Annotated in this window: 23 protein-coding genes; 6 read left to right on the top strand and 17 right to left on the bottom strand. The window is 71.6% G+C overall.

The features are described 5' to 3' along the window. Positions 1-73: 73 nt before the first annotated feature. Complete coding sequence (locus ABZ887_RS22705) at positions 74-679, bottom strand: DNA-3-methyladenine glycosylase I (protein WP_361292184.1); 606 nt, start codon at positions 677-679, stop codon at positions 74-76. Continuing rightward, positions 676-1044: a DivIVA domain-containing protein gene (locus ABZ887_RS22700; RefSeq protein WP_361292182.1), complete on the bottom strand. Its 369-nt coding sequence runs from the start codon at positions 1042-1044 to the stop codon at positions 676-678. The genes ABZ887_RS22705 and ABZ887_RS22700 overlap by 4 nt, the downstream gene beginning before the upstream one ends. A gap of 161 nt (positions 1045-1205) precedes the next feature. Between ABZ887_RS22700 and folP the strand changes: the two genes are divergently transcribed. Next, positions 1206-2066, top strand: coding sequence for a dihydropteroate synthase (gene folP / locus ABZ887_RS22695; RefSeq protein ID WP_361292180.1), 861 nt, complete (start codon positions 1206-1208; stop codon positions 2064-2066). A gap of 233 nt (positions 2067-2299) precedes the next feature. On the opposite strand, the gene ABZ887_RS22690 is transcribed toward folP, so the two are convergent. Together ABZ887_RS22690 and dapE are read right to left on the bottom strand one after the other, a co-directional pair. After that, complete coding sequence (locus ABZ887_RS22690) at positions 2300-3058, bottom strand: TIGR00730 family Rossman fold protein (protein ID WP_361292178.1); 759 nt, start codon at positions 3056-3058, stop codon at positions 2300-2302. Between the two features lie 104 nt (positions 3059-3162). Beyond that, the gene (gene dapE, locus ABZ887_RS22685; RefSeq protein WP_361292176.1) at positions 3163-4242 is read right to left on the bottom strand and encodes a succinyl-diaminopimelate desuccinylase; all 1080 of its coding nucleotides are present in this window, start codon (positions 4240-4242) and stop codon (positions 3163-3165) included. A gap of 147 nt (positions 4243-4389) precedes the next feature. Here dapE and ABZ887_RS22680 point away from each other — a divergent pair, with 147 nt between their 5' ends. Together ABZ887_RS22680 and ABZ887_RS22675 are read left to right on the top strand one after the other, a co-directional pair. Further along, a complete protein-coding gene (locus tag ABZ887_RS22680; RefSeq protein ID WP_361292174.1) occupies positions 4390-5355 on the top strand; it encodes a heavy metal transporter in 966 nt (321 codons plus the stop codon). A gap of 271 nt (positions 5356-5626) precedes the next feature. Further along, positions 5627-6058, top strand: coding sequence for an ATP-binding protein (locus tag ABZ887_RS22675; protein ID WP_361292172.1), 432 nt, complete (start codon positions 5627-5629; stop codon positions 6056-6058). A 135-nt stretch (positions 6059-6193) separates the two neighbouring features. Here the strand turns inward: ABZ887_RS22675 and ABZ887_RS22670 are convergent, their stop codons facing one another. Together ABZ887_RS22670 and fdxA are read right to left on the bottom strand one after the other, a co-directional pair. After that, on the bottom strand, positions 6194-7288 hold the full coding sequence (locus ABZ887_RS22670) for a bifunctional succinyldiaminopimelate transaminase/glutamate-prephenate aminotransferase (protein WP_361292170.1): 1095 nt from the start codon (positions 7286-7288) through the stop codon (positions 6194-6196). 147 nt (positions 7289-7435) lie between these two features. Then, positions 7436-7756, bottom strand: a complete 321-nt coding sequence (gene fdxA / locus ABZ887_RS22665) for a ferredoxin (protein ID WP_089098949.1) — start codon at positions 7754-7756, stop codon at positions 7436-7438. 140 nt (positions 7757-7896) lie between these two features. Here fdxA and ABZ887_RS22660 point away from each other — a divergent pair, with 140 nt between their 5' ends. Together ABZ887_RS22660 and ABZ887_RS22655 are read left to right on the top strand one after the other, a co-directional pair. After that, positions 7897-8910, top strand: a complete 1014-nt coding sequence (locus tag ABZ887_RS22660) for a GNAT family N-acetyltransferase (protein WP_361292168.1) — start codon at positions 7897-7899, stop codon at positions 8908-8910. A 50-nt stretch (positions 8911-8960) separates the two neighbouring features. Further along, on the top strand, positions 8961-9824 hold the full coding sequence (locus tag ABZ887_RS22655; RefSeq protein WP_361292166.1) for a transglutaminase-like domain-containing protein: 864 nt from the start codon (positions 8961-8963) through the stop codon (positions 9822-9824). Positions 9825-10085: 261 nt separating this feature from the next. On the opposite strand, the gene ABZ887_RS22650 is transcribed toward ABZ887_RS22655, so the two are convergent. From ABZ887_RS22650 to ABZ887_RS22610, 9 genes are all read right to left on the bottom strand, one after another. Continuing rightward, a complete protein-coding gene (locus ABZ887_RS22650) occupies positions 10086-10700 on the bottom strand; it encodes a response regulator transcription factor (protein WP_361292164.1) in 615 nt (204 codons plus the stop codon). Further along, positions 10697-11896 (bottom strand): histidine kinase, encoded by a 1200-nt coding sequence (locus ABZ887_RS22645; RefSeq protein WP_361292317.1) that lies wholly within the window; start codon positions 11894-11896, stop codon positions 10697-10699. Before ABZ887_RS22645 ends, ABZ887_RS22650 begins: the two co-directional genes overlap by 4 nt. A gap of 5 nt (positions 11897-11901) precedes the next feature. Further along, positions 11902-12642 carry an ABC transporter permease gene (locus ABZ887_RS22640; RefSeq protein ID WP_361292162.1) on the bottom strand — a complete coding sequence of 247 codons (741 nt, stop codon included), beginning with the start codon at positions 12640-12642 and terminating at the stop codon, positions 11902-11904. Beyond that, on the bottom strand, positions 12639-13607 hold the full coding sequence (locus tag ABZ887_RS22635; RefSeq protein WP_361292160.1) for an ABC transporter ATP-binding protein: 969 nt from the start codon (positions 13605-13607) through the stop codon (positions 12639-12641). The genes ABZ887_RS22640 and ABZ887_RS22635 overlap by 4 nt, the downstream gene beginning before the upstream one ends. A gap of 151 nt (positions 13608-13758) precedes the next feature. Beyond that, positions 13759-14211: a hypothetical protein gene (locus tag ABZ887_RS22630; RefSeq protein ID WP_361292158.1), complete on the bottom strand. Its 453-nt coding sequence runs from the start codon at positions 14209-14211 to the stop codon at positions 13759-13761. 189 nt (positions 14212-14400) lie between these two features. After that, a complete protein-coding gene (locus tag ABZ887_RS22625; protein WP_361292156.1) occupies positions 14401-16812 on the bottom strand; it encodes a hypothetical protein in 2412 nt (803 codons plus the stop codon). Positions 16813-16968: 156 nt separating this feature from the next. Continuing rightward, positions 16969-17385 (bottom strand): DUF6113 family protein, encoded by a 417-nt coding sequence (locus ABZ887_RS22620; protein ID WP_361292154.1) that lies wholly within the window; start codon positions 17383-17385, stop codon positions 16969-16971. Continuing rightward, a complete protein-coding gene (gene mshB, locus ABZ887_RS22615) occupies positions 17382-18248 on the bottom strand; it encodes an N-acetyl-1-D-myo-inositol-2-amino-2-deoxy-alpha-D-glucopyranoside deacetylase (RefSeq protein WP_361292152.1) in 867 nt (288 codons plus the stop codon). The genes ABZ887_RS22620 and mshB overlap by 4 nt, the downstream gene beginning before the upstream one ends. 71 nt (positions 18249-18319) lie before the next feature. After that, positions 18320-18514, bottom strand: a complete 195-nt coding sequence (locus tag ABZ887_RS22610) for a hypothetical protein (RefSeq protein WP_351711165.1) — start codon at positions 18512-18514, stop codon at positions 18320-18322. 202 nt (positions 18515-18716) lie between these two features. Between ABZ887_RS22610 and ABZ887_RS22605 the strand changes: the two genes are divergently transcribed. Continuing rightward, positions 18717-20837, top strand: a complete 2121-nt coding sequence (locus tag ABZ887_RS22605; protein ID WP_361292149.1) for a prolyl oligopeptidase family serine peptidase — start codon at positions 18717-18719, stop codon at positions 20835-20837. 246 nt (positions 20838-21083) lie between these two features. Here ABZ887_RS22605 and ABZ887_RS22600 read toward each other — a convergent pair whose 3' ends face one another. Both ABZ887_RS22600 and ABZ887_RS22595 read right to left on the bottom strand, forming a co-directional pair. Continuing rightward, positions 21084-22157 carry a dipeptide ABC transporter ATP-binding protein gene (locus ABZ887_RS22600; protein ID WP_361292147.1) on the bottom strand — a complete coding sequence of 358 codons (1074 nt, stop codon included), beginning with the start codon at positions 22155-22157 and terminating at the stop codon, positions 21084-21086. Then, the gene (locus ABZ887_RS22595; RefSeq protein WP_361292315.1) at positions 22150-23124 is read right to left on the bottom strand and encodes an ABC transporter ATP-binding protein; all 975 of its coding nucleotides are present in this window, start codon (positions 23122-23124) and stop codon (positions 22150-22152) included. Before ABZ887_RS22595 ends, ABZ887_RS22600 begins: the two co-directional genes overlap by 8 nt. Positions 23125-23128: the final 4 nt, after the last annotated feature.

The following is a 23128-nucleotide window of genomic DNA, read 5'->3' as shown; positions in this document are numbered from 1 at the left end:
TGGGGGCTGAGCGCGCCCGCGCGGCGGAGCCGCATATCGATGCGGCCCCGCGCCCCTTACGGGGCGCTGACCCTCACGGGACTTTTCGGGCCACGCAGGTTTCGAGATGGTCGTTCACCAATCCGCATGCCTGCATCAGGGCGTATGCCGTGGTCGGGCCGATGAAGCGCAGGCCGCGCTTCTTCAGGGCCTTGGAGAGGGCCGTCGACTCCGGGGTCACCGCCTGCACGTCGGCGATGGTCTTCGGCGCGGGGTACGTGCCCGGCTTTGGGGCGTACGACCAGATCAGCTCGTCCAGCTCGCCCGGGGCCCACTCCGCGAGGACCTTCGCGTTGGCCATCGTCGCGTCGACCTTCGCCCTGTTGCGGATGATGCCGGGGTCGGCCAGCAGGCGTTCGCGGTCCTCGTCGGTGAACGCGGCCACCTTCTCGATGTGGAAGCCGGCGAAGGCGGCCCGGAAGCCGGGGCGGCGGCGGAGGATCGTGATCCAGGAGAGGCCGGACTGGAAGGCCTCCAGGCTGAGGCGTTCGTAGAGGGCGTCGTCGCCGTGGACCGGGCGGCCCCACTCCTCGTCGTGGTACGCGACGTAGTCCTCGGTGGACAGGGCCCAGGGGCAGCGCAGCCTGCCGTCCGGCCCGGCCACCGCCGCTCCGTCGACGGTCTCGGGCACGTCGGTCATGGCCGGTCCTCCGGCTCGGGCTTGTCCAGCGAGGTGTGCGAGGAGTGCGGGGCGTGCGGCGTGGCCTGGGCGCCGGCCAGCGCGGACTCCAGGTCGGCGATCCGGGCGTCCCGCTCGGAGAGCTCGGCGCCGAGGCGGCTCAGCGCGTCGTCGACGTCCGCCATGCGGTAGCCGCGCGGGACGAGCGGGAAGCGGAGGGTCTCCACGTCCGCGCGGTTCACCGGGCGGTCCGGGGGCAGTGGGTCCTGGAACCGCTCGGGTGCCACCTCGGGCAGCGGTCCGCTCTCGCCGCCGCTCACCACGGAGAGGGTGACCGCGGCGACCACGACCGCGAGCGCGACGACCAGGAACAGGAACATAACCATCGCGGTGGGCCCCCAGGCTCGATGAAGCTCGGTGCAGCAGCACTCGTTGTGCTCAGTGTGCGCGGTGTCGAATGTGTCTGTGTCCGATCGTGCCATGCGCGTCTGACAGTTAGGGTCGCAGGCGGTCCTACCGAGGGAATTACTACGAGAGGTCACAGGCGATGCTCAGGCTGGGCAGGCGGGAATTCGCGCCGAACGAACCGGTGATCATGGCCATCGTGAACCGGACACCGGACTCCTTCTACGACCAGGGGGCGACGTTCCGCGACGAGCCGGCCCTCGCGCGCGTGGAGCAGGCGATCGCCGAAGGGGCCGAGATCATCGACATCGGCGGGGTGAAGGCCGGTCCGGGCGAGGAGGTCGGTGCCGAGGAGGAGGCGCGGCGCATCGTCGGGTTCGTCGCGGAGGTGCGCAGGCGCTTCCCGGACGTCGTGATCAGCGTGGACACCTGGCGGGCGTCGGTCGGGGAGGCCGCCTGCGAGGCCGGGGCGGATCTGCTGAACGACGCGTGGGGCGGGGTGGACCCGGGGCTGGCGGAGGTCGCGGCGCGGTACCGGGTGGGGCTGGTGTGCACGCATGCGGGCGGGGCCGAGCCCCGGACGCGGCCGCACCGGGTGACGTACGACGATGTCGTGGCCGACATTCTGCGGGTGACCCTGGGGCTGGCGGAGCGGGCTGTCGCGCTGGGGGTGCCGCGGGAGTCGGTGCTGATCGATCCCGGGCACGACTTCGGCAAGAACACCCGGCACAGCCTGGAGGCGACGCGGCGGCTCGGGGAGATGGTGGAGACGGGGTGGCCGGTGCTGGTCTCCCTGTCCAACAAGGACTTCGTGGGCGAGACGCTGGACCGGCCGCTGAAGGAGCGGGTGATCGGCACGCTGGCGACGACGGCGGTGTCGGCGTGGCTGGGGGCGCAGGTGTACCGGGTGCATGAGGTCGCCGAGACGCGGCAGGTGCTGGACATGGTGGCGTCGATCGCGGGCCACCGCCCTCCGGCGGTGGCCCGGCGAGGCCTGGCGTAGTCCGTCGCCCGAGCCCAGACCCGGGGGCTCCGCCCCCGGCCCTCCCCGAAGCCCTCACCCACCCACCACCCGACTCACCACCCGACTCGGTAGCCCGAGAGGTCCACGAGCCGACTCGCTCGGTGGGCCGAGAGGTGCATGAGCTCGCCTCGGTCTGTGGGCGGGGGCGCAGGAAGCTCGGCCCTCGCTTGTCAGCAGAGCGAGTCGGGTGGGTGGGTGAGCAACTGTCGGGGCTAGCGGGCCGCTTCCTTCGAGACCAGGCCCACCGCCTCCTCCACGTCGTCCGTGACGTGGAAGAGGAGGAGGTCCTTCTCCGCCGCCTTGCCCTGGGCGACCAGCGTGTTCTTCAGCCAGTCGACGAGGCCGCCCCAGTAGCCGCTGCCGAACAGGACGATCGGGAAGCGGGTGACCTTCTGGGTCTGGACGAGGGTCAGGGCCTCGAAGAGTTCGTCGAGGGTGCCGAGGCCTCCCGGGAGGACGACGAAGCCCTGTGCGTACTTCACGAACATCATCTTCCGCACGAAGAAGTAGCGGAAGTTGAGGCCGATGTCGACGTACGGGTTGAGGCCCTGCTCGAAGGGGAGCTCGATGCCGAGGCCGACCGAGACGCCGCCCGCTTCGAGGGCGCCCTTGTTCGCCGCCTCCATCGCCCCCGGGCCGCCGCCCGTGATCACGGCCCAGCCGGCCTCGACCAGGCCACGGCCCAGCTTCACGCCGGCGTCGTACTCCGCCGAGTCGACCGGCGTCCGCGCCGAGCCGAACACGCTGATCGCGGGCGGCAGTTCGGCGAGGGTGCCGAAGCCCTCGATGAACTCCGACTGGATGCGCAGCACCCGCCAGGGGTCCGTGTGGACCCAGTCGGAGGGGCCGCCCGCGTCCAGGAGGCGCTGGTCCGTCGTGCTCGCGGTCACCTGGCCGCGCCGTCGGAGGACCGGTCCCAGGCGCTGCTCGTCCGGCGGCACCTTCTTCCCCTCGGGGTTCCCGGTAGCCATATGTGCGCTCCCTCCGCTTGCAGGTGTATCCGCCCCAGCCTAGATCCGCGCGGGTTACAGGCGCGGGACGTCGGCATGTCCGGTGCGAAGCGCCGTCGTGTGGCTCAGCTGGTCAGCCAGGTGCGCAGGCGCTCCTCACCCGCCAGGATCTTGGCGGTTTCCACCCTTTCATCCCGCTTGTGCGCCAAGTACGGGTTGCCCGGGCCGTAGTTGACCGCGGGGACGCCGAGCGACGAGAAGCGGGAGACGTCGGTCCAGCCGTACTTGGGCATCGGGGTGCCGCCGACCGCCTCGATGAAGGCGGCCGCGGCCGGGTGGGAGAGGCCGGGCAGCGCGCCGGGGCTGTGGTCGTCGACCACGAACTCCTCGACCCCGCAGTCGGCGAAGACCTCGCGGACGTGGGCGATGGCCTCGGCCTCGGAACGGTCGGGAGCGTACCGGAAGTTGACGGTGACCACGCACGCGTCGGGGATGACGTTGCCGGCGACCCCGCCCGAGATGCCGACCGCGTTCAGGCCCTCGCGGTACTCCAGGCCGTCGATGACCGGGTAGCGCGGCTCGTAGGCGGCGAGCCGGGCCAGGATCGGGGCGGCCGCGTGGATCGCGTTGGAGCCCATCCAGGAGCGCGCCGAGTGGGCCCGCTCGCCCGAGGTCTTCAGGAGGACGCGCAGGGTGCCCTGGCAGCCGCCCTCGACCTCGCCGTTCGAGGGTTCGAGGAGAACCGCGAAGTCGCCGGCCAGCCACTCGGGGCGGGCCTCGGCCACGTGCTTGAGGCCGTTGAGGTCGGCGGCGACCTCCTCGTTGTCGTAGAAGACGAAGGTCAGGTCCCGGTTGGGGGCCGGGACGGTGGCCGCGATGCGCAGCTGGACCGCGACGCCCGACTTCATGTCGCAGGTGCCGCAGCCCCACAGCACGCCGTCCGCGTCGAGCCGGGAGGGCACGTTCTCCGCGATGGGGACGGTGTCGATGTGGCCGGCCAGGATCACGCGCTCGGGGCGGCCGAGGTCGGTCCGGGCGATCACGTTGTTGCCGTACCGGTCGACCGTCAGGTGCGGCAGGGCACGCAGCACGCTCTCGATCGCGTCCGCGAGCGGCTTCTCGGTGCCGCTCTCGGAGGGGAAGTCGACGAGCTGTGCGGTGAGCGCGGCGGCGTCCAGCGTGAGGTCAAGCGAGGTGTCGGCCATGACCTCGACCCTAGCGCCCGTCGGCCGGCCGGCGGATTCACAGGCTTCCGGACCCCGGGGTGAGCGGCTCGTACTCTCCAGTATGTTGTACGCGTGCCAGAGCCGTCCCCCATCCGCCCCAAGCGTCGCGGCCGCATCCTGCGTTTCGTGTCGGGCTTGGTCATCCTGTGCGCCGTCGCGGCCTATCTCGTCGTCCAGTACGTCACCGGCGGCGGTGGCGCCGAGGGCTGCAAGGTCGTCTCGGGCCGAGCCGACGGGAAGTCCTACGAGTTCACGCCCGAGCAGGCGGTGAACGCGGCGACGATCGCCGCCGTCGGCACCGGCCGCGGCATGCCCGAGCGGGCAGTGGCCATCGCCCTGGCGACCGCGATCCAGGAGTCGGGGCTGCTCAACATCGAACACGGCGACCGGGATTCGCTGGGCCTGTTCCAGCAGCGGTCCTCGCAGGGCTGGGGCACCGAGAAGCAGATCCTGGACCCGGCGTACGCGGCCGGCATGTTCTACGCCCACCTGGCCAAGGTGCCGCACTACGAGACCCTGCCGCTGACGGTGGCCGCGCAGCGCGTGCAGCGCAGCGGTTACCCGGAGGCCTACGCCAAGCACGAGACCGACGCCACACTGCTCGCGGCCGCCCTGACCGGGCAGGCGGCGGCCACGCTGACCTGCGACGGACGCCCGGCGGCGACCGGCACACAGGCGACGACGGCGGCGAGTACCGGCACGGGTACGGACGCGGTACGGACCGCGCTCGTACGGGACTTCGGCCGGGACGCGGTCGAGGAGGCCGGCGCGGAGGTGAGCGGTTCGTCCGCGAGTTCGCCGACGCCGACGCCGAGCGTGACCGCCACGGCGCACGGGCGGACCGTGACCGTGCCGGTGCCGGAGGGGAAGAAGAAGGACAAGTCGGGCCGCACCGAGAGCGAGCGCGGCTGGCAGCTGGCGCACTGGGCGGTGGCCAACTCCTCGGCGCTGAACATCCAGCGGGTCTCGTACGCGGGCCGGGAGTGGGCCGCCGGGAGCACGGACAGCCAGTGGGAGACGGCGTCCGGCACGCAGGGCACGAGCGGAGCGGAGAAGTCCGCGGGCTCGGTACGGATCGTGACCGGGCAGTAGTTCGGGGGTTCCCTCCGGCGGGTCAGCCGGGACGCGACGCATGCGTGGTGCGCCCACGTTTTCGCACGGTTACTCACGCATGCGTGACATCCCTTGGGAACAGCGCGCCGAAAGGATTCTCCGGAGGCCGCGGCCGGGCACCGTTTGCCCGTTTTTCTCCACACCCGATAATGCGATGCGTTATCAATTCTTTACCTTGGGTCTCCGCAACCTTCGCGGGCTTCGAGCGGTAGTCACGGCGATCACGTTCCCTCCCGTCGAATGGAGCACCATGTCCCTCCCTCTGACCCGCCGGATCGCCCGTGCCGCGCTGCTCGTCGCAGCGGGAGCGGCTGCCGGGGTCGGTGCGGCCGGCTCCGCCGGCGCGGCCCCGAGCCTGCCGGCCACCCCGAACCTGGGCGGCCTGACCGCGCTGGACGGAGCGAACGTCGGCAAGACCGCCGACGGTGCGACGCAGACCGTCACCGGGGCCGTGGGCCACACCGGCGGCAAGGCGGTCGAGTCGGCGGTGCCGGCCGCGGGCAAGACCGGCGGCAAGGCCGTCAAGAAGGCGGCGCCGGTGGTGCAGCACACCGCGGGCGACGCGGCCGGCTCCGCCGGTGGGCTGCTGGGTGACACGGCGTCCACCGCGACGAAGGGTGGGCTGCCGACGGACGGGCTCGCCAAGGGTGGGCTGCCGGTGAAGGGGCTGCCGCTCGGGTGAGTTGCCCAGCCGCTGCTCGGAAGGGACCCGGGGTTTTCCCTGGGTCCCTTCTCGTTGTGCGTCGGCTGCGGGCCGGTGGGGGTTGTTCGCGCAGTTCCCCGCGCCCCTGACGGGGCGCTCCAGCCGGGGCGCGTTTCAGGAAAGCCGCTCCACAGCCGCTCGAACTCGCTCGTCCGTCGCTGTCAGGGCCACGCGTACGAAGTTCTCGCCCGCCTCGCCGTAGAAGTCGCCCGGTGCCACGAGGATGCCCAGGTCCGCCAGGTGGGACACGGTCTGCCAGCAGGACTCGTCCCTCGTCGCCCACAGGTAGAGGCTCGCCTCGCTGTGTTCGATGCGGAAGCCGTGGGAGAGGAGGGCGTCGCGGAGGAGGCCGCGGCGGGCGGCGTAGCGCTCGCGCTGCTCGTGGACGTGGGTGTCGTCGGACAGGGCCGCCACCACCGCCGCCTGGGTCGGGGCCGACGTCATCATGCCGCCGTGCTTGCGGATCTCCAGGAGGGGGCCGAGGACCGCCGGGTCGCCGGCCAGGAAGGCCGCGCGGTAGCCGGCGAGGTTGGAGCGCTTGGAGAGGGAGTGGACGGCCACGATGCCGTCGTACGAGCCGCCGTTGACGTCCGGGTGCAGGACGGAGACCGGGTCGGCCTCCCAGCCCAGTTCGAGGTAGCACTCGTCGGAGAAGAGCAGGACGCCGTGGGCGCGGGCCCAGGCGACGATCTCCGTGAGTTCCTGCTTCGCGAGGACCTTGCCGGTCGGGTTGGACGGGGAGTTCAGCCAGAGGAGCTTCAGGCCGGCCGGGTCCAGGTCGCGCGGGTCGTCGTAGACCTCGTGATCGGCGCGGGCGAGGCGGGCGCCGACCTCGTAGGTGGGGTACGCCAGGCGCGGGTGGGCCACGCGGTCGCCGGGGCCGAGGCCCAGCTGGGTGGGGAGCCAGGCGACGAGTTCCTTGGAGCCGACGATCGGCAGGACGTGGCGGTGGGTGACGTCCCGGGCGCCGAGGCGGCGGGTGACCCAGCCGGTGATCGCGTCGCGCAGCTCGGGGGTGCCCCAGACCGTGGGGTAGCCGGGCGAGTCGGCGGCGTCGATCAGGGCCTTCTGGATCAGGTCGGGGACCGGGTCCACCGGGGTGCCGACCGACAGGTCGACGATGCCGTCCGGGTGTGCCGCGGCCGTCTTCTTGTACGGTTCCAGCTTGTCCCAGGGGAAGGTGGGCAGACGGTCGGAGACTGCGGACACGGTTCCTTGCTCACTTTCTTCGGTACGACCGGTAGGACCGGTACGGCCGGTACGGCAAACGCCTCGGTCCCGTGCGGCGCCGATCGGGCGTGATCAGGCCGTACGGGACCGAGGCGGCACGGTGGTGCGGCGGGCCGCCGGTGCGGACTACTCGGCCTGCGGGGGCAGCGCGGCGATGAACGGGTGGTCGCGCTCGATCAGGCCCAGCTTGCTGGCGCCGCCCGGGGAACCGAGGTCGTCGAAGAACTCGACGTTCGCCTTGTAGTAGTCCTTCCACTCCTCCGGAGTGTCGTCCTCGTAGAAGATCGCCTCGACCGGGCAGACCGGCTCACAGGCACCGCAGTCGACGCATTCGTCCGGGTGGATGTACAAGGACCGCTGGCCCTCGTAGATGCAGTCGACCGGGCACTCCTCGATGCACGCCTTGTCCTTCACGTCGACACAAGGCTGCGCGATGACGTAGGTCACGCTGTCGTTCCTCCTCGATTGGGCGCTGGCGGGCCTCCGTAGGCTCCGCCGCCTGGCGCGCGGGAGCGCGGCGTCGTCGATGCCCGCCCCTAGTATCTCCGTTCCCGGGCATGATCCGAACAGGAGGGGTGAACTGACCAGTGGAAATCTCTGCCGCAGGACGCTTCGAGGTCCGTATCACCGCTGCTGACGTGGGTAAACGGGTGTCCGTGCGCCGTTTGACCGGAAATGGTGTCGGCGCGGAGAAGTTCACCGACACGGTGGGTGTTCTCACATCATGGGACGACGACGGCATGCTGACGATCACACGGCGGGACGGCGAGACAGTCCGGATACCGGAGTCCGCGCTGGTGGCGGGGAAGGTGGTGCCGGCCGCTCCGGCGCGCCGCCGGGGACCCGCGGCGACCTACCGGGAGCTCGCGCGTGTCGCCTCGCGCGGGTGGCGGCCGGTGGAGAGCGAGCGGCTCGGCGAGTGGGAGCTGCGGGCGGCCGCGGGGTTCACCCGGCGGGCCAACAGCGTGCTGCCGCTCGGTGATCCCGGGCTGCCGCTGGACGCCGCGCTGACGGCCGTGCGGCGGTGGTACGGCGAGCGGGGGCTGCCCGCCTACGTGCAGACCGCGACCGGCGCCGAGGGCACGCAGGAACTGCTCTGCGCGGAGCTGGAGCGGCGCGGGTGGGTGCGCGAGGTGAGCGCCGAGCTGTGGACCGGGGGGCTGGCGCCGGTGGCGGACCGGGCGGAGGGTGCTGATGTGGTGCTCGCCCGGGAGGCCGGCGAGGACTGGCTGGCGCGGTACCAGCGCAAGGGGGTGAGCGAGGTTGCGCTGAAGGTGCTGGGGAGCGGGCCGTCGGTGTGGTTCGCGACCGTGCCCGGCAAGTCCGCCGGAGATATCCCGGCGGCCATCGGGCGGCTGGTGGTGGACGGCCGGTGGGCCGGGTTCGCCGCCGTCGAGGTGGATCCGGAGCTGCGGCGGCGTGGGCTGGCCACCGAGGTGATGGCCGCGCTCGCGCGCCGGGCGCTGGAGGAGGGCGCGTCGGCGGCCTGGCTGCAGGTGGAGACGGACAACGAGGGGGCGCGGGCGCTGTACGGGCGGCTGGGCTTCGCGGCGCATCACGCGTACCACCACTACCGGGCGCCTGAGGCGGACGGCTCCTGAATCCTGGAGCCGGGGCGGTACCGATCATTCCGAAGGGGCACGAGACAGCTATGGCTTCCGGTCAGCCACATCCACGTCCGCCGTCGTCGGGGCGGGCCGCCGAGGTACGGGGGCGGTTCGCCGAGGAGGCGCGGTCCGAGCGGCCCGATCTGGTGACGCTGTGTCTGCTGCTGGGCGCGGCGGCCGACGGCTCGCTGGACGAGGCCGGGATCGACGCGGCTCAGATGGAGCTGGACCGGCTGGCCGGGCAGCTGCCGTACCGGCCGGGCGGGCCGCATGCCTGGGCGACGGCGGCGCAGCGGGTGCTGGGCGAACGGTTCGGCTTCCGGGGCGCCGCCGCGGACTACCAGCGGCTGGAGTCCTCGCTGCTGCACGAGGTGCTGCGGCGGCGGCGCGGGCTGCCGATCCTGCTCTCCGTGGTGTGGCTGGAGGTCACCCGGCGGGCGGGAGCCCCGGTGTACGGGGTCGCGCTGCCGGGGCACTTCGTGGTCGGGTTCGGGGCGGCGGAGGAGCAGGTGCTGGCCGACCCGTTCGACGGCGGGCGGGTGCTGACCGGGGCGGACGCGGAGCTGCTCGTGGTGGGGGCGGCGGGGGTGCCGCTGGAGCCGGCGATGCTGGAGCCGGCCGATGCCCTGGACGTCGTACGGCGGATCCTGAACAACGTGCGGGCGTGGGCCGCGGCCCGTCCCGAGCGGTCGGACGTGGGCCTGTGGGGGGTGGACCTGTCGCTGCTGATGCCGTCGCATCCGGCGCGACTGCGGTACGAGCGGGCGCGGTTGCTGGTGGAACGGGGCGAGTTCACGGACGGCGCCGAGGAGTTGGAGAAGTACGCGGGGCTGATCGACGTGGTCGACGAGGGGGCGGCGGAGAAGGTGCGGGGGGAGGCGCGGGCGGCGCGGGCTCGTCTCAACTGAGGGGGTTTGCGGGCCTGTTCGCAGCAGTGGTGACGGTGTGTGGGCGGGTGCGGCTCCGTGGGGGCCGGTCGCGCAGTTCCTCCCCCAGCCTTCGGCCGGGGGTACCCCCAGCGCCCCTTGGCGTGCTGCTCCGCCCGGCACCGACACGGCACCGCTCCCTCGCCGGGCGCCGCGGAGCCACCGGTCTCTTTGATCCGTCGCAACGGTCGGCCGAGACGGCGTGGTCCGGCGGTGCCCGGTCGGCCGCAACCCCTGGACCGGCTACAGCCAGCCCTTCTCCCGTGCGATCCGGACCGCCTCCGCCCTGTTGCGCACCGCCAGTTTCTGGATGGCCGTCGAGAGGTAGTTGCGTACCGTCCCCTGGGAGAGGTGCAGCGCCGCTGCCAGTTCCGCGTTGGTGGAACCGTCGGCCGCCGCGCGCAGGACCTCGCGTTCGCGGTCGGTGAGGGGGTTGGCGCCCTCGGCGAGGGCCGCCGCCGCGAGGGTGGGGTCGATGACGCGTTCGCCGGCGAGGACCTTGCGCACGGCTTCGGCGAGTTGGGCGGCGGGGGCGTCCTTGACGAGGAACGCGTCGGCGCCCGCCTCCATCGCGCTACGGAGATAGCCGGGGCGGCCGAAGGTGGTGAGGACGACCAGTTTCACCGCCGGCAGCGCCTTGTGGAGCCGGGCCGCCGCCTCGATGCCCGTGCAGCCCGGCATCTCGATGTCGAGCAGGGCCACGTCGATGTCGTTCGCCTGCGCCGCGGCCAGCACCTCGTCGCCGCGGGCGACCTGAGCGACGACCTCGATGTCGTCCTCCAGGCCCAGCAGGGCGGCGAGCGCCTCGCGGACCATCGACTGGTCCTCGGCGAGGAGGACCTTGATCGTACTGCTCATGCCCCGGATCCTACGGCCCTCCCGGAGTTGAGCGGGACCCGGGCGACCAGCCGGAAACCACGCTTCAGACGGCCCGCCTCCAGCGTGCCGCCCGCCTTCTCCAGCCGCTCGGTGAGCCCGGTGAGCCCGTTTCCCGGGCCCCTGCCGGAACCGCCCGTACCGTTGTCCTCGACGGCGAGTTCGAGGACCGGGCCGTCCAGGGTCTGACGGCGCAGCAGCTCCACCGTGCAGGCGCTCGCGCCGCTGTGCCGTACGACGTTGGTGATCGCCTCCCGCAGCGCCCAGGCGAGGGCCGCCTCGCCCTCCTCGGGCACGCCCGTGAGGTCGGGGTCGGCCGGGACCTCGGCGATGACCGCGGCGGCGGTCAGGGCGACCTGGGCGCCGGCAAGTTCGGCGGCGAGCCGGGGCCGCCGGTAGCCGGTGACCGCCTCGCGGACGTCCACCAGGGCCTGGCGGCTGACCTGTTCGATGTCGGTGACCTGCTGGGCCGCCTTGTCGGGGTGGTCGGGGAGCATCCGGCCGGCCAGCTCGCTCTTCAGGGTGATCAGGGAGAGCGAGTGGCCCAGCAGGTCGTGCAGGTCGCGGGCGAGGCGCAACCGCTCCTCGTTGGCCGCGAGTTGGGCGACGGTGGCGCGGGCCTTGCGCAACTCGATGGTGGTGGCGACGAGTTGCCGTACGCCGGTCATGGAGAAGCCGACCAGGAGCACCACCAGGAACAGGCCCCAGGCGTCGTCCAGGGCGTGGGCGTGCCAGCCCGCCAGCATCATCGCGGCGGTGGTGATCGGGATCGTCCAGTAGGCGATGCGGAGCGGGAAGGTGACCCCGCACATCACGGAGACGTACACGAACAGGCCGAGCCAGGAGCTGCCGAGGCTGAAGGCGAGGACGACCGCGAGCGTCCACTCCACGGCGACCGCGGCGGCGACGGTACCGCCGCGGAACGGCCGGCCCATCTGGCGGAAGACGATGGTCAGGTAGATCCCGACGAAGGCCGCCAGGCCCGCCGAGCCGGCCGCCGTGGCCCCGGTGGTGTGGTGGCCGGACGTCAGGTCGTCCACCGGGGAGCCCAGGAACACCAGCCACGGCAGCACCCACACCAGCTTGCGCATCGCCTCGCCCCGGTTGCGGGGCGGCTGGCCGATCCGTACCAGCCGGTCCGCCCGTGCCTCGTCCTCGGACCGCAGGTCTTCCGTCATCGTGCTCACGCCTTCAGCGTGTCCTTCCGGTACAGCCAGGCCGCGCCGCCGACGAAGAGGGCGAAGAAGACGACGAGGATGGCGATGTCCTGGGCGTGCGGGGCCCGGCTCTGCTCGATGGCCCGTCCCAGTGCAGCGTACGCGTGCGTGGGCAGCCACTTCGCGATGTCCTGGAGCCAGGTCGGGAAGGAGGAGGAGGGCCACCACAGGCCGCCGAGGATCGACAGGCCGAAGTAGGTGATCATCGTGATCGGGCGGACCGCGTCGCCGCTCGCCAGGTACCCGATGGCGACACCGAGCGCGGCGAAGACCAGGCTGCCGGCCCAGATCGCGCCGGTGAGCGCGAACCACTGCCAGGCGTCGAGGCGTACGTGCTTCACGGAGGCGGCGACCAGGAAGACGACCACGATGGACGGCAGGCTCACCACCGCCGCGCTGGCGGTCTTGGCGAGGACGTAGCCGCGGCCGGGCAGTGTGGTCAGCCGCAGTTGCCGTACCCAGCCGCTCTCGCGTTCCTTGGCGATGCGTTCGCTGTTGCCCATCAGGACGGCGGTGAGGGCGCCGAAGGAGGCCATGGAGACCATGACGTAGGCGGCGACGGACAGGCCGGAGTTGTCGACGGTCTCGCCGGTGCCGCCCTGACTGGCGACCAGCAGGAAGATGATCGAGGGGTAGATCACCGAGAAGAACAGGAACTTGCGGTTGCGCAGGGCGCGGGCGAGTTCCAGCTTGATCAGGGCGTTCATGACTGCGTGGCCTCCTTGGCCTCTTCGGCCTCCGTGATGGCGACGAAGGCCTGTTCCAGGCCGAGCCCGGCGACTTCGAGGTTGCGGGGGTAGACACCGAGGCCGTACAGGGCGTGGACGGTGGCGTCGGCGTCGGACGACTGCATGCGGATGGTCCGGCCGCTCCCCGCGGCGGAGCCGCTTTTTGACACAGTGACGGCGGTGAGGAAGGGCAGGGCCCGCAGCGGGGCCTCGTCGATCTCGCCCTCCAGGTCGAAGGAGATCCTCCTCGCTCCCGCCTTCGCCTTGATCTCGGCGGCCGTGCCGTCGGCGAGCAGCCGCCCCCGGTGCAGCACCAGCACCCGGTCGGCGATGGCGTCGGCCTCTTCGAGGTAGTGGGTGGCGAACAGGACCGTCCGCCCCTGGTCGGCCTGTTCGCGCATGGTGGCCCAGAACGCCTGGCGGGCGGAGACGTCCATGCCGGTGGTCGGCTCGTCCAGGACGATCAGGTCGCTGTCACCCGCGGTGGCGAGGGCGAAGCGGACGCGCTGGGACTGGCCGCCGGAGAGCTTGTTGACCTTGCGGTCGGCGATCTGCGAGATGCCCGCGCGGGCGAGGACGTCGGTGACCTTGTACGGCTTGGGGTGCAGCCGGCAGGCGAGCTTGACCAGCTCGGCGACCGTGACCTCGTCCATCAGGCCGCCGCTCTGCAGCATCGCGCCCACGCGTCCGGCGACGATGGCCTCGCGCGGGCTCAGGCCGAACACGCTCACCTTGCCGGCGTCGGCCTGCTTGAGGCCGAGCAGCAGGTCGAGTGTGGTGGACTTGCCCGCGCCGTTCGGCCCGAGCAGGGCCACGGTCTCCCCCGGGTGCAGCCGCAGCGAGAGCCCGTCGACGGCCCGTACGTTCCCGTAGGTCTTGCTCACTTCGTCGAACCCGACCACCACCGGGGTCCCGGTGGCCGTCGTCGCCGCTGTCGTTGTCATGCCTCCATGCTGGCGGCGGCCCCCTGTCCGGGGGCAGTGTCGGGCGTCCGGAGAGCCGCATGACAGATGTCATGAGCAGCGCCTGACATACGCGAAGGGGCGCCCGGTGAGCACCGGGCGCCCCTTGACCGCATTCCTCAGGACACGCTGATCAGCATCCTCGCGTGCCGCTGTCCACGTAGTAGTCCTTACCGCCCCACCAGACGTCACCGATCGCCGAGACACAGTAGTTCGCTGTACCGGTCACCCCGACCGGACCGGCCTGGTAGGAATAGGACCCCTGGTCCTCGGGTGACGCGGCGGCTATACGACAGGCGTCGCCTGTGCCCGACGTCTGCGAGCATCGGTATATCTGCACGGAAGTAGAAGCCGCGACTCCGTAAGAGACGCCTCGGTGGTAGAAACAGGTGCTATTGGTGCCACCGTTGCTGCTGTTGTAGTAGATGACCAGCTCACCTATGACGCTGCCGCTACGAGAGACGGTCCCGTCGTAGGTGACGGTGCCGGAGCACGAGGTGGCGGCCTGCGCCGGGGAGGCGAGGAACAGACCAGCTCCGGCGAGCATGAGCAAGCTGGAGAGGGAGACCATGGCGCGACGGAACATGTGCATACAAATCCCTGTCCGAGTCGGTTACCGAAACGACATTGATCTTGCAGCGAGCCGAAGCACCGTAGCACTGATCACAAGCTCAACTCCCGTCAATTAGAAGCCGATCGGTACCGCCGGCGCAGAGCGCGGAACACCAAGAAGGGGGGCCCGCTGGCGAGCACCGGGCGCCCCCTCCTCGAAGTGTCAGCTGGGGTTGGTATCGATGACTCCGATGCGCTCCGCCGGCGTCTTGCCGACCAGGGCCTTGCGCAGTGCCGAGGCGACGTCCTGCGGCGTGACGGCCGTCTTCTGGCCGGTGGCCCGGGTGATCAGTACGCCGTCGAAGGTGCTGCCGTACGCCTCCTTGAGCGCCTCCAGGTTGTACGTCTCCACCAGCTTGCCGTTCACCGCCTTGAAGCCGAGGATCTTCGGCAGTGACAGGGCACCGAACGGGATGCTGTGCGCCGCGTCCGTCTGCACGTAGGCCTTGTTCGACATCGCCGGCTGCGCGAACGCCTTCATCTCGCGGTCGACCTCGGCGTTGGTGACCGTCGGCTGCACGGTGGTCGTCGGTACGTTCACCGCGGAGGCGGTGCCGGTCTCCACCATCGTCTTGTACGCCTGCTCGACCGCCGTCGTGGAGGCGGCCGCGTCGATGCCCTTGCCCGCCTTGCCGTAGACCGCGACGGCCTTGCCGGAGGTGAACTTGATCGTGCCCTCGGTGACCGAGCCGGAGCTGCCGCCGAGGTCCTTGAGCGCGGCCTGGAGCTTCTCCTCGTCGACCGGCATGACGGGGTCGACGACCCGCTTCTGGCCGAACAGGGAGCCGATCACGGAGACCGGGTTGTAGTCGCTCTTGGCGGCCGCCTCGACGGTGTTCTGCATGTCGAACTGGAGGCCCGCCTGGTCCGGCGGCAGCGAGACGGTCTTGCCGTCGACGGACAGCTTCAGCGACTGGTTCACGTGCTTGCCGAAGGCGTCGTCGAGCTTCCTGACGGCGTCGTCGCGGGTGCCGCCGCCGATGTCGACGCCGAGCACCGTGGTGCCCTTGGGCACGTCGGAGTGGTTCATGAGCAGCCCGGCGCCGTAGACGCCGACGCCGCCGACCACCACGACACCGACGAGCAGCGGCAGCTTGCCGCGCTTCTTCCTGGCCTTCGCCTTGGACTTGGACTCGGCCGGGGGCGGCGAGACCGGCTCGGGCAGCTTCGGGGGCGTGTGCGGCAGCGGCCCGTCGGTGGGCGCGCCCGGCGCGAACGGGGAGCCCGCGCCCGGCGGCACGACCGGGATGCCGCTGGTGACGGTGTGCCCGGAGACGTTGTCCGCCGGGGAGCCGTAGCCGGGCATGCCCGGTTCGGGAGCGGGCTTCTGCGGGGTGAGGATCGCGGTGTCGTCACTCAGGCCGCCACCGGGGAGACCGGGACCGCCGGGGGCGGTGCGCGCGCCGGGCCGGGCCTGGGCGGCACGGGCGCGCGGACCGCCGGGACCACCAGGGCCGGGACCACCGGGGCCGGGGCGGGCGGGGCCGCCGCCGGGGCCCGCGGGACCGCCCGGGGTACCGAACGGCTCACCGCCGCTGAAGGCCCCGCCGGGGCCGCCCGTTCCGCCCGGGCCTGCCGGGCCGCCGAAGGGCTCGCCGCCGTTGACCGGGGGGACGAACGGGCCGTCCCCGGTGACCGGGCCGCCGGTGGGGCCTGCCGGGCCCTGCGGGCCGCCGAGGCCGCCGGGACCGCCCGGTCCGTTGAAGCCGCTGGGGCCACCGGGACCGACCGGGCCGCCGGGCGCGCCGGGACCGGCCTGGGCGCCGTTCTGGCCGCCGTTGTCCGAGAAGTACGGCAGGTCGTCGCGGCGGGCGTCGCCGCCGCCCTTCGCGCCGCCCCGGGAGCCGCCGAGGGGGCCCGCGGCGAGCGCCTCGGTCACGTCGAAGGAGCCGGTGCCGCCGCCGTGTCCGGGGGCCACCGGGCCGCCGGTCGCGCCGGTGGGCAGCCCCGCGCCGTTGGTCGCGCCGGGCCGGGACGCGCCGGGCACACTCATGGAGCCGACGACACCGCCGGGACGGCCGCCGCCCGGACGCGCACCGCCCTGGGTGGCCGGGCCGCCCTGGGTCGCCGGGCCGTTCGGCGACGCGGCGGGGGAACCGCCGGGCGCTCCGCCGCCGTTGGCGGCGCCGCCGCGCGGACCGCCCTTGGCCGGACCTGACTTGCGCGGCGCGAACCAGTCGCTGGCCTTCTCCTCGGCCGCGGGCGCGGGCGCCTGCTCGGCGGCGGGCGGCTCGACGATGCCGGTGGACATGGCGGCGCCCGTCGGCAGCGCGTGCGTGCCCGTCTCCTCGCTCGGACCGCCCGTGCCTGCGACACCGGCCACGCCGCCCTCGACGTCCGCGACGGGAGTGCGGACGACCACGGGCGGAATCGGCCGGGAGCCGGGGATGTTGATCCGGATCCGGGTCGTCAGCGTGGTCTCGGTCTTGCGTTCCTCCGGCTGCGCGGCCGAACGGGCCGCGTCCGTACCGTCTTCGGAAGCCATGGGGGTCCCGTACGGCGGCGTGCCCGAGGGGTATGCGGATCCTCCGCGCCCGTTGGGCCCGGAGGACGGAGTGTCAGTTTCACGACTCAAGGCAGGTTCTCCCGGTTGGCTCCACCGCCCGTGACGACCTTGCTGGGGCGGCTCGGCGGCGCGCACCACCATACTGGCCACTTCTGACGCTTATCCCATGACCGCTGGGGAAACCCACACCGGACTCCCACGGGCACCCCACGGCGAAGTGGTACGTCACTTGCCAAGTCGGGCGCCGTCCGCGTGAGGTTGCCGCCCCAAACCCATTGTGGCGCAGATCACAGCCAGCGCCATGCCGCCGAGCAGGAAGAGGTACGAGCCGACTCCCGCGCCGAACAGGAAGTCGCCTTCCGGCCGACTGGCGGTGAGGAAGATGACGGCGACGACCCAGCCGAACGCGGGCGCGACGGCCCCCGAGCGGCTCAGCACGGCCCGGGCCCCGCCGAGGAAGAGCCCGGCGGCGCCGGCCAGGGCGAGCAGCAGCCCGCCCGGGAACCAGCCGGCCTGGACGAGGGCGCCGGCGACGCCGACCACAACCCCGAGCACGACCAGGCCGAGGAGGGCCGCGACCCGGCCGGCCGAGGGCGACTGCAGGGGTTGCGCGAGTGCCGACCCGCGGCCACCGGAACTCATGACGCCTCCCCGAGGCCCGCGAAGAGATCGGTCTCCCGGGCGGCACCGGGCTCACCGCCCACCAACTCGTAGAACTCCGTGGTGAAAACGGGCTGCGCCAGCTCGTTGGAGAGCGCGAAGTAGCGGGCGCCGTGCGGTGCCACCTCGACCTGGGTGGCGTGGGCGGCCATCGCGGCGGCCTTGGCACCGGCGTACGCGGCGCCGTCGATCTCCGTGGTGACACGGCGGTCGTCGACCACGCCCGGTACGTCGTCGACGGCGGCGGACTTGGCGAAGGGCAGCCCCGGCAGGTCGTCCTGGAGCTTGGCGAAGGCGGCCTCGGCGACGGTGCGCGGGACGCGGTTCCAGTAGACCTTGGGGATGCGGTGGCCGGCCTCGGCGGCCAGTTCGACGGCTCTCATGGCGACGCGGTGGGCCTGGATGTGGTCCGGGTGGCCGTACCCGCCGTTGTCGTCGTAGGTGACGAGGACGTGGGGGCGGGTCTCCTGGATCACCTGGGCCAGGTGCCCGGCGGCCTCGTCGAGGTCGGCCCGCCAGAAGCAGTCGGGCGCGTCGTTGTCGGGCAGGCCCATCATTCCGGAGTCGCGGTAGCGGCCGGGGCCGCCGAGCAGCCGGAAGTCGTCGACACCGAGCTCGCGCATGGCGGCGGTGAGCTCGCCCAGCCGGTACTCGCCCAGGGCGGGACCGGTGAGATGCCGCAGCTCGGGCGGGATGACCTCGCCGCCCTCGCCGAGCGTGCAGGTGACCAGCGTCACATGGGCACCCTGGGCCGCATAGCGGGCCATGGTGACGCCGTTGTTGATCGACTCGTCGTCCGGGTGCGCGTGCACGAGCAACAGACGCCGGGTAGGCAGTTCCGTCATGTGCCCACCCTACGAAACGACACCGACAGTGCCGCGCAGCCCCGGTCGACCGGTGCGAAAAGCGGTCGGGGTCAGAACTTGATGCTGCCGATCATGCTGGCGACGTTCGTCGTCAGATCGCTGATCGTCGGTGCGATGGTCGAGGAGGCGAGATAGAAGCCGAGCAGGATGCAGACAACCGCGTGGCCGCCCTTCAGACCTGACTTCCTGATCAGCAGGAAGACGATGATCGCCAGCAGCACCACCGCCGAAATCGAGAGTGCCACGGCGGCTCACCTCCAAAGATCCCAGGGATGCGGGGGGTTCGGACTATGGGGGTTGTAGATCAGGTTGTAGATCGGTACAGCAAATCCATGCGCATGCCAGCAGGTTCATACCCACTCAGCGGTAGTGATCATAACTATGCGTGCTCGCGCATCGCTCGGCGCACGGCCGCACAAGGGGGCGCATGGCCAATATGGTCGGGGCATGACGACCGAGGCTGTCTCATTCCCCCGCCGGCACGCCCGCACCCAGCGTTTCACGCTCGGCGCGCCGCGCGCGTTCACCGTGGCCCCCGACGGCTCCCGCGTGGCGTTTCTGCGCTCCGGCACCGGCACGGACCGCGCCAACTCCCTGTGGATTCTCGATCTGCCGAGTGGTGAGGAGCGACTCGCGGCGGACCCGCGCACCCTGCTCGGCGGTGCCGACGAGCACCTCTCGCCCCAGGAGCGGGCCCGTCGCGAACGCAGCCGCGAGGGCGGTGCCGGCATCGTCGGCTACGCCACCGACGCGGCCCTGGAGTTGGCGTCTTTCGCCTTGTCAGGGCGGCTTTTCACGGCCGAGCTCAGGGCCGGCACGGCGCGCGAACTCCCGGTCCCCGGGCCGGTGATCGACCCGCGCCCGTCCCCCGACGGCCGTCATGTCGCGTACGTCGCGGAGGGCGCCCTGCGCGTGGTGGGCGCCGAGGGCGAGGGCGACCGGGCACTCGCCGAGCCGGAGTCGGAACAGGTCACCTACGGATTGGCCGAGTTCATCGCGGCCGAGGAGATGGGGCGTTCGCGCGGCTTCTGGTGGTCGCCGCAGTCCGACCGGCTGCTCGTGGCGCGCGTGGACGACACGCCGGTACGGCGGTGGTGGATCGCCGACCCCGCCCACCCGGAGCGTGAGCCACATCATGTCGCCTATCCGGCGGCGGGCACCGAGAACGCGGACGTACGCCTGTTCGTGCACGACCTCGGCGGGGCGCGCACGGAGGTCTCCTGGGACCGGGCGCGCTATCCGTACCTGGCGCATGTGCACTGGTCAGAGGCGGGTGCCCCGCTGTTGCTCGTACAGGCGCGCGACCAGCGCAGTCAGCTGTTCCTGGCCGTGGACCCGGGGTCGGGGGCGACCCGGATGGTGCACGCCGACGAAGATCCAACATGGCTTGAACTGTTCGGTGGGGTGCCCTGCTGGAGCCCCTCGGGACAGCTGGTCCGGATCGCCGACGAGGGCGGCGCCCGGGTGCTCGCGGTGGGTGAACGGCCGCTCACGGGACCCCAGTTGCACATCCGTGCGGTGCTCGACGTGACCACCGATGACGTGCTGGTCTCCGCGTCCGCCGGCGAGGAGGCCGAGTCCCCCGAGATCGGCGAGGTGCACGTCTACCGCGTGAACGAACTCGGCGTGGAGCGCGTGTCGCAGGAGCCCGGCGTGCACACGGCGGTGCGCGCCGGGGGCGTGACCGTACTGGTCTCCGCCACCCTGGACAGCCCGGGCGCCCGCGTCCAGGTGCTGCGCGACGGAAAGCACCTGGCGACTGTCACGTCATACGCCGAAGACCCCGGTTTGTCCCCGCGCGTGACGCTCACCTCGGGGGGCGCACGCCGAATTCCGTGCGCCGTGCTTATGCCACAGGACTACCACGGGGACACTCCCCTTCCGGTTTTGCTCGACCCCTACGGGGGTCCGCACGGCCAGCGCGTGGTCGCCGCCCACAACGCCCACCTCACCTCGCAGTGGTTCGCCGACCAGGGCTTCGCGGTGATCGTCGCCGACGGGCGGGGCACCCCCGGCCACTCCCCGGCCTGGGAGAAGTCCATCAAGGACGACATCGCGGCGATCGTCCTCCAGGACCAGGTCGACGCCCTCCAGGCGCTCGCCGCCGACTTCCCCCTCGACCTGACCAGGGTGGCGATCCGCGGCTGGTCCTTCGGCGGCTACCTCGCCGCCCTCGCGGCCCTGCGCCGCCCGGACGTCTTCCACGCGGCGGTGGTGGGCGCCCCGGTGACCGACCTGCGCCTGTACGACACCCACTACCAGGAGCGCTACCTCGGCCACCCGGCCGAACAGCCGGACGTCTACCGCCGCAACTCGGTGATCGACGACGCCGGCCTGGTCGACGCGGCCGAACCGCACCGCCCGATGATGATCATCCACGGCCTGGCGGACGACAACGTGGTGGTGGCCCACTCCCTGCGCCTGTCCAGCGCCCTGCTGGCAGCGGGCCGCCCGCACGAGGTGCTCCCCCTGTCGGGCGTGACCCACATGACTCCGCAGGAACAGGTGGCAGAGAACCTGCTGCTGCTTCAGCTGGAGTTCCTCCGGCGCGCTCTCGGACTGGACTGAGCGACAGCGCCCCACAGAGCACCGCAACCAATAATTGAGGAACCACGACGAAGCACCAGCCAGGTCCGCGAGAGCGGCGCCGGTTTAGGCGCAAAAAAGGGGCAACGGGCCGGAGCGACATGGCGCGCTCCGGCCCGTTTACGGCACCCGCACGGCCGTACGTTGAATAGAGTGACGCGTCCGTATATCGAGACCGGGTCGCTGAAGTTGCCTGCGTGTTAACGAGATTGATCCCGGTTCACCCCGCTATGCACCCCCGTCGGCAAGATCGTCCGTCGGCTCCTCCGGCGGCACCACCTGCTTCTCCTCAGCAAAGTGGCAGGCCGAGTCATGCACCGCCGGCCCCGACGCGAGCCGGAACACCGCGGGCACCGCGAGCAACGGCACCTCCAGTGCGCAGCGCTCCTGCGCCTTCCAGCACCGCGTGCGGAACCGGCACCCCGACGGAATGTTCGTCGGCGACGGGACGTCCCCGCTCAGGATGATCCGCTCCCGGTGCTCCCGCGCCTCCGGGTCCGGTACCGGCACCGCGGAGAGCAGCGCCTGGGTGTAGGGGTGGGTCGGGTGGTCGTAGATCTCCTCGTCCTTGCCGATCTCCACGATCCGCCCGAGGTACATCACCCCGACCCGGTCCGAGATGTGCCGCACGATCGACAGGTCGTGCGCGATGAAGACGTACGACAGGTCGAAGTCGTTCTGGAGCCGGTCCAGCAGGTTGATCACCTGGGCCTGCACGGAGACGTCGAGCGCGGACACCGGTTCGTCGGCGACGATCACCTCGGGGCGCAGCGCCAGCCCCCGTGCGATGCCGATGCGCTGCCGCTGTCCGCCGGAGAACTGGTGCGGATAGCGGTTGATGTACTCGGGGTTGAGCCCCACGACGTCCAGCAGCTCCTGGACCCGCCGGCGCCGGTCGCCCTTGGGGGCCGCCTCGGGATGGATCTCGTACGGCTCCCCGATGATGTCGCCGACGGTCATGCGGGGGTTGAGGGAGGTGTAGGGGTCCTGGAAGACCATCTGGATGTTGCGGCGGACCGCCTTGAGCGCACGACCGCCCAGCCTGGTGATGTCCTCGCCCTTGTACTTGATCGACCCCGCCGTCGGCCGCTCAAGATTGACGAGCATCTTGGCAACTGTTGACTTGCCGCAGCCGGACTCCCCGACGATGCCGAGGGTCTCTCCTTTGTTGAGCGTGAAGTCAACACCGTCAACGGCCTTGACCGCACCGATCTGCTTCTTGATCAAGATGCCCTGGGTCAAGGGGTAGTACTTGACCAGTCCACTCACTTCCAGGATCGGCTCAACCACCGCGTCAACCATTGAGGCACTCCCTCCAGAAGTGGCAGGCGCTGCCCCGGTGCCGGTCCACCTCGTACAGCGGTGGCTCGTCGGTGCGGCACACGTCCTGGGCCATGGGGCAACGGGGGTTGAAGGCGCAGCCCGGAGGGATGTCCATGAGGTTGGGCGGCAGGCCCTTGATGGCGTAGAGCTCCTGGCCCTTCTGGTCGAGGCGCGGGATCGAGTCGAGGAGCCCGCGCGTGTACGGGTGCGCCGGCGCCTTGTAGATGTCGTGCACGGGCGCGGACTCGACGATCCGCCCGGCGTACATGACGGCGATCCGGTCGGCGACGTCCGCGACCACGCCCAGGTCGTGGGTGATCAGGATCAGCCCCATGCGGTACTCGCGCTGCAACTCCGCGAGCAGGTCCATGACCTGGGCCTGCACGGTCACGTCCAACGCGGTCGTCGGCTCGTCGGCGATGATGAGCGCCGGTTCCAGGGCCAGCGCCATGGCGATCATGATGCGCTGGCGCATCCCGCCGGAGAACTGGTGCGGGTAGTCCCGCACCCGCTGGGCGGCCGCCGGGATCCGTACCCGGTCCATCAGCTCGACGGCCCTGGCCCGCGCGTCCTTCTTCGGCATCCCGCGGTGCACGACGAACATCTCGGCGAGCTGGTCGCCCACGCTCAGCACCGGGTTCAGCGCCGACAACGCGTCCTGGAAGATCATCGCCATCTCGGCGCCCCGGATCCTCCGTCTCTCCTCTTCCTTCAGTTTCAGCAGGTCGCGCCCCCGGAAGAGGATCTCGCCCCCGCCGATCCGCCCGGGCGGCATGTCGAGGATCCCCATGACGGCCTGTGCGGTCACCGACTTGCCGGACCCCGACTCGCCCAGCACGGCCAGCGTCTCCCCCTCGTCGACGGCGTACGAGACGCCGTTGACCGCCTTCGCGACCCCGTCTCGTGTCCGGAACTCCACGTGCAGGTCGCGCACTTCGAGCAGCACGGCG

Origin of the sequence: Streptomyces sp. NPDC047061 (assembly GCF_040643955.1) — a bacterium.
In the GTDB taxonomy this organism is placed as follows: Bacteria; Actinomycetota; Actinomycetes; order Streptomycetales; family Streptomycetaceae; genus Streptomyces.
Note: the sequence above shows the minus strand (reverse complement) of the source record. Positions and strands in the feature narration are given on the sequence as shown.